General features: G+C 47.7%; 9 protein-coding genes. 1 reads left to right on the plus strand and 8 read right to left on the minus strand.

The genetic code is table 11. The features are described from left to right. Positions 1–119: 119 nt before the first annotated feature. From Q5076_RS10150 to Q5076_RS10180, 7 genes are all read right to left on the minus strand, one after another. The gene (locus tag Q5076_RS10150; RefSeq protein WP_303012909.1) at positions 120–1,463 is read right to left on the minus strand and encodes a TolC family protein; all 1,344 of its coding nucleotides are present in this window, start codon (positions 1,461–1,463) and stop codon (positions 120–122) included. Beyond that, positions 1,460–4,492 carry an efflux RND transporter permease subunit gene (locus Q5076_RS10155; RefSeq protein ID WP_303012911.1) on the minus strand — a complete coding sequence of 1,011 codons (3,033 nt, stop codon included), beginning with the start codon at positions 4,490–4,492 and terminating at the stop codon, positions 1,460–1,462. Before Q5076_RS10155 ends, Q5076_RS10150 begins: the two co-directional genes overlap by 4 nt. A 107-nt stretch (positions 4,493–4,599) precedes the next feature. Next, positions 4,600–5,685 carry an efflux RND transporter periplasmic adaptor subunit gene (locus Q5076_RS10160; protein WP_303012913.1) on the minus strand — a complete coding sequence of 362 codons (1,086 nt, stop codon included), beginning with the start codon at positions 5,683–5,685 and terminating at the stop codon, positions 4,600–4,602. Between the two features lie 123 nt (positions 5,686–5,808). Continuing rightward, positions 5,809–6,741 (minus strand): ribosome small subunit-dependent GTPase A, encoded by a 933-nt coding sequence (rsgA, locus tag Q5076_RS10165; protein ID WP_303012973.1) that lies wholly within the window; start codon positions 6,739–6,741, stop codon positions 5,809–5,811. A 100-nt stretch (positions 6,742–6,841) separates the two neighbouring features. After that, complete coding sequence (frr, locus tag Q5076_RS10170) at positions 6,842–7,402, minus strand: ribosome recycling factor (RefSeq protein WP_303012915.1); 561 nt, start codon at positions 7,400–7,402, stop codon at positions 6,842–6,844. A 132-nt stretch (positions 7,403–7,534) separates the two neighbouring features. Then, a complete protein-coding gene (gene pyrH, locus Q5076_RS10175; protein WP_303012916.1) occupies positions 7,535–8,245 on the minus strand; it encodes a UMP kinase in 711 nt (236 codons plus the stop codon). Positions 8,246–8,300: 55 nt separating this feature from the next. Next, positions 8,301–9,629, minus strand: coding sequence for an MATE family efflux transporter (locus tag Q5076_RS10180; protein WP_303012918.1), 1,329 nt, complete (start codon positions 9,627–9,629; stop codon positions 8,301–8,303). 112 nt (positions 9,630–9,741) lie between these two features. Here Q5076_RS10180 and Q5076_RS10185 point away from each other — a divergent pair, with 112 nt between their 5' ends. Then, positions 9,742–10,431 carry a lipopolysaccharide assembly protein LapB gene (locus Q5076_RS10185; protein ID WP_303012920.1) on the plus strand — a complete coding sequence of 230 codons (690 nt, stop codon included), beginning with the start codon at positions 9,742–9,744 and terminating at the stop codon, positions 10,429–10,431. Between the two features lie 28 nt (positions 10,432–10,459). Here Q5076_RS10185 and Q5076_RS10190 read toward each other — a convergent pair whose 3' ends face one another. Beyond that, a complete protein-coding gene (locus Q5076_RS10190) occupies positions 10,460–11,779 on the minus strand; it encodes a zinc-dependent metalloproteinase lipoprotein (protein WP_303012922.1) in 1,320 nt (439 codons plus the stop codon). Between the last annotated feature and the right edge of the window lie 24 nt (positions 11,780–11,803).

The following is an 11,803-nucleotide window of genomic DNA, read 5'->3' on the forward strand; positions in this document are numbered from 1 at the left end:
TTTTTATACTATTTACGGAATGTCCCTAGTTAGGGTTTGAGGCTGGAACGAAGGGAATTTTCCCTTTCGGCTTACAAGCTGCAAGCAAGACGGCTTCTGCGATAGGGCATCGCCGCGGGTTATTCCAGGTACTTTGTTATCTTCCCGCTGATTTGCAGTAAGGAGATTTCGCAAAGTTTGGTGTTGTATTCGGCGGAAAGGATACGTTCTTCCGCGTCTAATAAGCTCTTCTGCGCTTCCCGTACTTCGAAACCGGAAAGGTCTCCCTGTATGTAACGGTCCATTGCGATATCGTGGTTGTCTTTGGCGGTTATGAGGTTCTGTCTTTCCAGATTCAGGAGTTGAAGATTATTGCGATAGGCTTGCCACAGGTTGCTAAGGTCGGAACGGAGGGCCAATTCCAGTTCCTGGCGTTCCAGACGGCGGTTTTTAAAAGTCAGGGTCGCGTTGCGCTTTTCACGGCGGCGGTTACCGTCGAATATGTTGAATCCGATGGTGACTCCTACGTTGAAACCCAGTTCGCCCCTTCTGCTGGTCGCATTGACGTCGTATTTATTGAAAGTATATCCGTACCCGGTATTTAGTTTGAGGTATGGATAGTTGCGCGAATTTATCTTTTTGTAGTCTAATTGCGCAAGTACGGTGTTCTGGTCGGCTTTTAGCAGAGAGGCGTTGGTTGCCAGTGTCGCATTCCATAACTCTTCGAATCTCAGGTCGCTGCGCACGTCAATCGTGGTGTCTTTGATAACGATGATTTGGTTGACATCATCGTTAGCCATCAGCTCGTTCAACTGGATACGTGAAGAGTGCAATAATTCCTGCTGTTTTATATATTGGGCGCTGTCTGCATTGAAGTCCACTTTGGCTTGCTGGTAGTCCAGCCCTGAGAACTTCCCGACAAGGTGGCTCGCTTCCGCTATGCGCAGACGTTCTTTGGAGAGGGACATGGCATAATGGAAGTTTTTCAGCCGTATTTTCTGTTGGATAAAGTTATAGTATTCGGAGGCAAGGCTGGCGATGAAATCCTCGATGGCGATACGGGTGTTGGTTTCGCCCTGGCGTTCCAGTTCTTTCAGTTGCTTGTAGGTCGTGCTGATGTTGAAACCGTCGAAAATCGTCCAGTTGAGGTTGAGGCCGACATTGACTGTCTGGTCGTAGACCCCGTTGTTTTTGGTTATTTCTCCGGTAGCACGGGTCTTGCTTTCTATATTGTCCAGGTTTCCGGTATATCCGGCGGAGAAATCCAGTGTAGGCAGATAGCCGGCGTTTCCTAACGTCGCGTTGTTCTTGCTGATTTGCTCTTCATTGTGGACAATGAGCAGAGAGTAATTGTTTTGCAGTCCTTCTTCCAGGCAGTCTTTCAGGGTGAGGACTTGTTGCGCCTTTGCAGAGGAGGCTGACAGGAAGGCACATGCAACGGTTATATATATGATACGTTTCATACAGATACCTTTTTGTTTCATTCGTTTGTTCTTTTGATTCGGTTAGTCGAGATGTAACTGTAAATGGCAGGCACGATATACATGGTAAGCAGGGTCGATACGACCATTCCGCCTACTACTGCCGTACCCATGGCGATGCGCTGGTTACAGCCTTCACCGGTGGCGAAGGCCAGCGGGATAAGTCCGAGGACCGTGGAGGCGCTTGTCATCAGAATCGGACGAAGGCGCTGTAAGGATGCGTCTTTAATGGCGCTCATCTTATCCTCTCCGGCTTCTTGTTTCTGGTTGGCGAACTCTACGATTAGGATACCGTTCTTGGCTACCAGCCCGATTAGCATGATGATACCGATTTGGCTGAAAATATTCATCGTGATACCTCCGAAGTGCATGAAGACCAGGGCGCCGGCGATTGCCAACGGCACTGTCAACATGATAATCAGCGGGTCTTTGAAGCTCTCGAATTGGGCGGCGAGAATCAGATAAATCAGCACGATAGCCAGAATAAAGGCGAACATCAGGCTGGAAGAACTTTCGCGGTATTCTTTGGAGTCGCCGGATAAGGCGGTGCGGAAAGAATCGTCCAGGGTTTCTTTAGCTATCTTGTCCATCTCGTCCAGTCCTTGCCCGATTGTTTTCCCGTCGGCCAGTCCCGCGGAAATCGTTGCCGAAACAAAACGGTTGTAACGGTACAGTTTAGGAGGAGCGATTCCGTTTTCCAACTCAATCAGGTTGTCCAACTGTATCATGTCTCCGTCGTCGCTGCGGACATAAATCGCTTTTAAGTCGGCGGGCTTATTCCGTTGCTGGCGGTTGATTTCTCCCAGAATCTCATACTGTTTTCCGTTCATATAGAAATATCCCATGCGTTGCCCGCTCAATCCGTACTGTAATGTTTGGGCGATGTTCTTGGTGCTTACGCCCATAATGCTCGACTTGTCGCGGTTTATTTGTATGCGCGCTTCCGGCTTGCTGAATTTCAAGTCGACGTCCGCCATCTGGAAAACAGGGTTTTCATATACCTTAGTCATAAATTCAGGCAATACCTTTTCCAGTTTTTCCAGGTTCGTCGCTTGAAGCACGTATTGGACAGGCATGCTGCCGCGGCGTCCGCCGAAGGAAGATTGCTGTTGTACGAATGAGCGCGCCATCGTTTTCTTTTGTATGGCTTTGGACAATTCTTCGGCAACTTCCATCTGTGTATAGTCACGGTCTTTCATGTCTTTCAGGGTGATACGTATGTTTCCGCTTCCGCTGGATACGCGGGCGGTAACGGATTCCGCATCGGGCAGGATGGAGTCTACAAGCAGGTTGATGTCTTCCGTGTAATCCCGGATGTATTCATAAGTGACCCCTTCTGCGCCTCGCGTGTTGATGCTGATTTGCGAACGGTCTTCCAACGGAGCCATTTCAGCGGGAATGGCATTCCACAGGAAACCGATTAAGCAGATGGTGATGAGGGTAAAGGGAAGGGCAATCCATCGTTTGCTCAAGAAAGCGGCAAGCGAACGGCTGTACAACCGGTTCATGCCTTCGAAAAAAGGTTCTGTTTTGGTATAGAACCAGCTTTGCTTTTCCCGTTTGATAAGTAATTTGGTCGCCAGCATCGGCGTGAAAGTCAGCGCGGCGAAAGAGGAAATCAGCACTGAACCTGAAATTACGATACTGAATTCGCGGAACAACCGTCCTGTGGTTCCTTCCATGAAAACGATGGGGAAAAATACGGCAATCAGTGTGATTGTCGTTGAAATAACGGCGAAGAAGATTTCTTTGGCCCCTTCGATTCCCGCTTCTTTCGGGCTCATTCCCTTTTCAATGCGGATATAGATGTTCTCTGTCATTACGATGGCGTCATCGACCACCAGTCCCACGGACAACACGATGGCGAGCATCGAGAGTACGTTGATGGAAAATCCCGCCAGGTACATGACGAAAAATGCGCCGATAAGGGATACGGGAATTACGATGCACGGAACCAGTGTGACGCGCCAGTCACGCAGGAAGAGGAAGATGATGATGATAACGAGTATGAAAGCCTCGTACACGGTAGACTTTACTTCGTCAATGGAGGAACGGATGAATTTGGTGTTGTCGAAACCGTAATTGTAGTGCACGTCTTCCGGCAAGTCCTTTTTCATTTGTTCCATGCGTTGATATACGGCATCCGCGATTTCGATGTGGTTTGCTCCCGGCTGCGGGATAACTACGACACCCACCATCGGCACGCCGTTCATCTTCATATAACTTTTGATGTCGGCGGGGCCGAGTTCGGCGCGCCCGATATCGCTGAATCGTACGATGCGGTTGTCTTCTTCTTTGACAATCAAGTCATTGAATTCGTCGGCGGTATGCATCAACCCCAGCGTACGGATGGTTAATTCGGTCGTATTTCCTTCGATGCTTCCGGAAGGGAGTTCGACGTTTTCATTGTCGACCGCATTTTTGACGTCGATAGGCGTGATGCCGTAACCCGCCATCTTGACCGGGTCGAGCCAGAGACGCATGGAGTAACGTTTCTCTCCCCAGATGGAGACGCTGCTCACGTCGGATATTGTCTGTAACTGTTCTTTGACTGTCAAATCCGCGATTTCGCTCAATTCCAGCAATGAGCGCTTGTCGCTTTGGAGGGCGACCATTAGGATGGGTTGGGCGTCGGCGTCGGCTTTTGATACGGTAGGAGGGTCGCAGTCGCGCGGCAGGTAACGTTGGGCGCGTGAAACCTTGTCGCGGACATCATTGGCGGCTGTTTCCAGGTCGACCGACAGTTCGAACTCTACAGTGATGCGGCTTTGTCCCTGCTGGCTGACACTGGACAAAGAACGGATACCGGGAATACCGTTGATGTTCTGTTCCAGCGGTTCGGTTATCTGATTCTCGATAACATCGGCGTTGGCTCCCGGATAGGAGCAACTGACGGATATGATGGGGTTATCCACGGAAGGATATTCACGGACACCCAGGTAGTTGTATCCGATAAATCCGAAAAGGAGGATAATGATAGTCAATACTGTGGCTAATACCGGACGGCGTATGCTTAATTCAGATATATTCATAGGTTTATGATTTTTGAATTACGAATTGTGGCTGATTTTCGGTTGGGAGGATTTATAAACGTTGAATGCCTGGTGCATTCCGGCAGTTTATGAATCGCAATATCAAATCAGTCAATCTTGTCAAGTGTTATGTCGAGTCCGGTGCGGAGCTGTAATGTTCCGGAAGTAATGATTGTGTCTCCTGCATGCAATCCTCTGATGACCTGTACTTCCGATGCGGTGCGGATACCGGTGATGATGTCTACGGGTTCGGCTTTTCCGGATTTATACAGGTAGACTTTGTCTTTTCCCATTTCCGGCACTATTGCTTCGGTCGGGATGGCGATGGCATCCGGAATTTCCTCCTTTTTCAGCAGGACGCTTGTATAGCGGCCCGGAAGCAGGGTGTGGTTGATATTGGGATATAATGCGCGCGCCGTAAATTGATGCAGGTTCGGGTCGATTGCGGACTCCACCGCATATACCTGTGCGCCGAACGCATCGAGGTTCCCTTCGACGCTGAAATTCAGGTTGGTCCCTTTTTTTATTTGTTTGGCATACCGTTCCGGTACGGAAAACTCTACTTTCAACGGTGCGATTTTAGTCAGTTTCGCAACGACTGTGGTCGGGGAGGCGTAGGTTCCGACACTGACTTGCCGCAATCCGATGATTCCGTCAAACGGGGCGCGGAGTTCGGTCAGTTCGATATTGGCTTTTATAATTTCTATGTCGGCGTTTAAGGTCGCCAAATCCGTTTTGACTTGTTCATACGCTTCTTTACTGACGGCATCCCGTTTCAACAGGGCGTCTTGACGGAATACGCGGTCTTCCGCCAGTTTCAATTGCGAAACCAACCGTTGTAGCTGTGCTTGCAGTTGCCGGTCATTGACTTTGGCAAGCAGTTGTCCTTTTTTGACGGCTGTGCCTTCCTCAAAATTGATTTCGACAATTTTTCCGGAAGTTTCGAAAGACAGGTTGACTTCTTCGTCCGGCAAGAGTACTCCGGTAGTGGTAAATTCGTCAGTCAGCAGTTGAGGCTTGATGATTTTGGCATTCACATTTAAGGCCTGTTTTCCTTTTTTAGGGCTGCTGCCCATTATTTTGTCGGCGGCAGCTAGTTCGTCGTTTTTCTTTGGTAATTGCGAGTAGATTCCTCCACCGATAATTCCGGCACCAACAAGTACGATGATGCCCCATTTCGTTTTCTTATTCATGGTTTAGTATCGTATATAGCATGTTACATAATATTCTTATAAAGTTAGACACCTTCCGGAGAGAAAGGTTTAATAAGAAAAAAGGTAAAAAATAGTTAATTGACAGAACGGAAAAAGAGAGGTTCAGTATGCGGAACGGTATTTCCCTTCTTCTTTATCTTCCAGCATGTTTAAATATGAGGCATACCGGGATTCGCTGATTAGATGCTCTTCCACCGCTTTCCGTACGGCACATCCCGGCTCATGGCGGTGTGTGCAGTTGCCGTATTTGCAGTTGGCGGAAGTTTTGAATATTTCCGGAAAATAATGGCCGATTTCTTCCTCTTCCATATCGAATGTGCCGAACCCTTTAATGCCGGGAGTGTCGATGATATATCCGTTTCCGTCTACCGGAAACATTTCGGAGAAGGTCGTGGTATGCATTCCTTTATTGTGGTAAGCGGAGATTGCTCCGGTTTTTGTCTCTATCCCCGGCAGTATGGCATTGATAAGGGTGGATTTGCCGACTCCGGAATGTCCGGAAAAAAGAGTAATCCGGCCTTCCAGCATTCTTTTTATTTCGTCTATTCCGTCGCCGTTTTTGGCGGAAACCTTGAAGCAGGGGTAGCCGATGTGGGTGTACAGGTTAATCAGGGCATCCAGGTAATGCTGTTCGTTCCCGTCATAAATATCCGTCTTGTTGAATATCAATTTCACCGGAATCCGGTAAGCCTCTGCGGATGCGAGAAAACGGTCGATGAAAACGGTAGAGGTTTCGGGGTAGTTGACGGTAACCACCAGCATGCATTGGTCGAGATTAGCGGCAAGTATGTGGGATTGTTTGGAGAGATTGGAGGAACGGCGGATGATGTAGTTTTTTCTCTCTTCTATTTCATTGATGAAAGCGGTTCCTTCCTGGTTGAGTATAATCTGGACACGGTCGCCTACGGCTACCGGATTGGTACTGCGAATGCCTTTTAACCGGAAATTTCCTTTGATTTTACATTCGATAAATTGTCCGTCATCGGTTTTCACCTGATACCAGCTACCCGTGTTTTTGATTACTAATCCCTTCATATAAAGTGGAAGAATAAAAATGAAGAATGAAGAACCGGCTGCACGTCGGATATTCGGCAGCACTGTATTCTTCATTCTGCATCTTTAATTTCTTATCGGTTTAAACAGTCATTATTTCTTTATCTTTTTCAATCAGCATATCGTCGATTTGCTTGATGTATTTATCATGAATCTTTTGCAGTTTGGCTTCCGCATTTTTCTGTTCGTCTTCTGCCAATCCGTCTTTTACCGCTTTTTTCAGCGCGTCGATGCCGTCACGGCGGGCGTTGCGCACGCTCACTTTAGCCGTTTCGCCTTCCGCCTTGCATTGTTTTGCCAATTGTTTACGGCGTTCTTCCGTTAATGGCGGGATGCCGATGCGGATTATTTCACCGTTATTTTCGGGCATGATACCCAGGTCTGAGTCGATAATCGCTTTTTCAATGACGCGGAACATGTTTTTGTCCCACGGCTTGATAGCAATGCTACGGGCATCGGGAGTGGTTACGGCCGCTACATTATTGATAGGAACCATACTTCCGTAAGAGTCTACGCGGATACCGTCCAGTAAGCGGGTACTCGCTTTTCCGGCACGGATATGCGCCAGCGCTTCTTCTAAATACATGATGGCCATATCCATTTTCTCTTGTGCATTGTCGAGGCAAGTCTTTACGTCTACCATATTTTTGATAATTAAAGTTGCTATTCGGTTGATTGGTTAGCAAAAGTATATCATTTTTTGTTTATCTGCAACAGCATGCTTGTCTTTTTTATGAACTGACCCGCCTTGTCGCAGTTGGCTCGGAGAGGGAAATCAGTTATGCACGATGGTGCCGATTTCTTCCCCGCCGATTACTTTTTTCAGGTTGCCTACCGTGTCCATGTCAAAAACGACGATAGGCAGGTTGTTTTCTTTACACATGCAGGTGGCTGTCAAGTCCATTACTTTCAGTCCGCGTTTCAAGACTTCGTCGTAAGTGATATCGTGGAATTTGGTGGCAGTAGGGTCTTTTTCAGGGTCGGCCGTATAGATGCCGTCCACGCGGGTCCCTTTCAGCATTACGTCCGCCTCTATCTCGATGCCTCTCAGCGAGGAACCCGTATCGGTCGTAAAGAAAGGATTTCCCGTTCCTGCGGACATGATGACGATTTCACCGTTTTCCATGTATTCGATGGCTTTCCATTTACTGTAAAATTCTCCGATAGGTTCCATCCGGACTGCCGTGAGCACACGGGCTTTCACTCCGGCGGCTACCAGTGCGGAACTCAATGCCAGGCTGTTGATTACGGTTGCCAGCATTCCCATCTGGTCTCCTTTCACGCGGTCGAACCCTTTATTGGCTCCGCTCAGCCCGCGGAAGATATTTCCTCCGCCGATTACGATGCCTATCTGTACGCCCTGTTCATGGATTTCTTTGATTTGTGCGGCATATTCCGCCAGCCTTTTTTCATCGATACCGTATTGCTTTTCGCCCATCAGGCTTTCACCGCTTAGTTTCAGCAAGATTCTTTTATACTTTACCATACCTTTTTTAGTTTATTATTTGCCACAAATATAGAGATAATTTGTCAGATAGCCTTTATCTGCGGGGGATTGTTTTCTTTATGATTTTTCTTCCTATCAGAGTTTGTACGATTCCCCTTAATGACAAATAAACGAGGAAGGCCAGCCATAATGCATGATTTCCCAGAAAGTCATGGAAGAGGCTGTAAACGATGAAAAAGCTGGCGGAAGCCGCCAGCATGGAATAAAGCATGGGGCGTGTGGCGGTGGCCCCGATGAATATCCCGTCCCACAAAAAAGCCGAAAAGCCTGCCAGGGGGATGGCTAGCGCCCAATAGAAATAGGTGTCGGAAGCGTTTATGACTGAAAGATTGTCGGTGAGGAGTCCGAGGAAGATTTTTCCGCCTGTCGCATATAAAAGGGTGAACGCTGCCGACAGGCCGATTCCCCAGTAAAACAGGCGGTTCACCGTGTTGCGGAGAGCCGGTTGGTTTCCGGCTCCTATATATCGCCCCGTCAATGCTTCGCCGGCATAGGCGAAACCGTCCATGACGTAGGAAAAAAGGGTGAATAGTTGCATGAGCAAGGTATTTACGGCTAAGACGATTTCACCTTGGGCGGCTCCTGCAGAAGTGAAAAATACCGTGACGGTGACCAGGCAGAGGGTACGGAAAAAGATGTCCCGGTTGACTTGGAAGAAACGGTACATGGCTTGTTTCTGCCAGATGTCTTTCCATACGGTTTGTTTTCTGAAAGTGCGGTAATAGCGCAGATACAATAATACGGCCATGATGAGGCCCGCATATTGTGCAATGAGGGTTCCGGCGGCCACTCCCGCCACTTTCATGTCCAGCAGATAGACGAAGCACAGGCTGGCTACGATGTTGACGATGTTCTGGGTAATGGCGATGTACATCGGAAAACGCGAATTTTGCATTCCGATAAACCAGCCCGCGAATCCGTAAAGTCCCAGCGTGGCGGGAGCTCCCCAGATACAGATATGGAAATAGGTGGTTGCCAGTTGTTCGACTTCCGGAGTGGCTTGTATGAAGGTGAATGCCGATTTCAGGATAGGGTACTGGAAGAGCAGCAGGCAAAAGGCTATGAGGAATCCCGTACCTACGGAACGGAGCAGCAGCCGGTTGATTTCACCTGAATCCTGTTGCCCGTAGGCTTGCGAGGTCAGCCCGCTTGTGCCCATACGAAGGAAACCGAAAATCCAGTAAATGATATTGAACAACATTCCTCCTACGGCAATTGCCCCGATATATGCCGGGGAACCGAGGTGTCCGACAATGGTTACGTCAATGAGTCCCAGTAACGGGACGGTGATGTTTGATATAATCGACGGTATGGCAATCTGTAATATTTGTCTGTTTTCAGAGGATTGTCTTATCTTTGTCATTTTATAAAAACACTTTTGTTGGATGGTTTGTTCTTTTCACGGACAAAGGTACGTTTTTTATTTTTTTATTGTATCTTTGTATGTCACGAACTAAAATAGCAATCAATAAATTATGAGAGCCTTAACTATCCTCTTTTTATTTTTGTTTTCATTGCCGGTGATGCCGAATCTGAAAGCGCAGCCGGTTGACGGAATGTTGAAGAAAGTGTCTGCCGCCATTGAAGCGGGGCAGTACGGGCAGGCTGTGAGCTATTTCCGGCAAACAATCGGTCTGGACATAGAACGTACGGAAATGTATTACTGGACGAGTGTCGATAAAAACAGCGGGGTCAGCGTGAAACTGGCTTATGAGCTGGCTGTCGCTTATAAGAGGAAGAGGAATTACGACAAGGCTTATCTGTTTTATAAGGAGTTGCTTCAGAAAGAACCCGGCAATGTCGGCTATCTCGAATCGTGTGCGGAGATGCAGGTGTGCCGCGGGCAGGAAAAGGATGCATTGCGCATGTATGAGAAGATTTTATTGTTGGATGCGGATAATCTGGCCGCTAATATTTTTCTTGGCAACTATTATTATTTGATGGCGGAACAGGAGAAGAGGAAACTGGACGCCGATTATAAAAAACTCTCTTCCCCGACAAAAATGCAATATGCGCGTTACCGGGACGGTTTGTCGAAATTGTTCGACACAGGGTATGAGAAGGCGCGGGACGCCTTGGAAAAGGTTGTTTTGCGATTTCCGTCCACTGAAGCCCGAAAAACATTGGATAAGATATTGAAGGTAGAGAAAGAGGTGAACCGTTAGGCGGTCCGCCTCTTTGGTTTATGCCTGCCTATTTCATCATTCTCATCGGAAATTCCTGCGGGGTTGTTACGGCTCTCGTGGCGCTTCTTGCGACTTTGGGGCCGGGAACGAGCGGACTATGCGTCAGTACATAGCGGATTCTTTCTCTCTGGTCTTCTGTGAACCGGTTTACGAAGGAGATTTCATAATCCATCACGTTATTGGGAGTGGACAGCGTTCCGTCCTGGCAATTCTTTCTTAGCATCAGAACGGGCAGATTTTCCAGATAAATCTGTCCTCCGTTATCTCGGATATAGTTTTCCAGCCGGTTTTCGTATTCAGCCCTGTTATAAGGCGGAGTGTCTTCGCAATAGTCGGTATCTTCGCATGTGTCGGTGACGGTATTTCCCGTTTCGTCTTGTTCTTCGTTGAAGGCGTGGAATAAGCCGAGATAATGTCCCAGCTCATGGGCGATAGTCGCTACCACGTCCAGTGAATTGTAATTAATCCCCTCTATGCTGGGTTTCTCATAGATATGCGTATTATTGATGGATGTGCAGTGGGGATACGTCAGGCTTTCATGTTCCGGTAAAAAATCCAATTGGTACAGGCCGTCCAGTTTGTCCGGCTTGGCGGTGTAGGGGATGTGCGAGATTCCCAGTATGTTCCTGTTGCTGAATGTGTATAACATGATGTTGATATACCTGTCCGTATCCCAAAGGTATTTGAGGTTATCTTTGTTTTCCATGAATTTCTCGCAGTCCATTACCGGTTCATCTACTTGGACACGGTTGACTCCCGGTTCCGGGAGGGTGTTCCCTTCCGGGTCTTTGGTTGCGAGGACAAATTCGAGGTTCATGTCAACGCTGTTGCTCCCTAACAGGTTCTGGTAATATTTGTTGCAGGCGACAATCAGGTCTGCGACCCTGTTGTTCCTTATGTATTGCGTTTCATTGTTTTTGTCTTTGTAAAGGACGTGGAAGATGACCGGCAATTTGTAATGATGTTCGTTTAATTCTTCCTGGGAAAGTTGTTTCCCGTTTTGAATGATTAATATCTTTTCCTGCCTGTCGTCGGCTTTGACCGTAACGCTTGCGGCGCGGGCATATCCTTCGTCGTTTTTATTTATTTCTATTTTTATTTTCCCGTTGTTCTCTCCTGCAGGCACGTCCGGGACACACCATGAGTTATTGCTGCTGATGCTCCATGCCTTATTGCTTTGAATATGAATGGTAACGGTTGCCCCGTTTGCATCGACCTTGTCGAATGAGGTTTCCGATACCTTTAAGACGTCCGTATCCGATTCGGAATCGTTGCAACTTGTCAGTAACCATAAGAATGGAAGCAGGAAAATTAATTTTGTTTTCATAAAATAAGAAGGTTTTTTATTAAA

The sequence above is a fragment of the uncultured Bacteroides sp. genome (assembly GCF_958445495.1).
GTDB lineage: Bacteria > Bacteroidota > Bacteroidia > Bacteroidales > Bacteroidaceae > Bacteroides.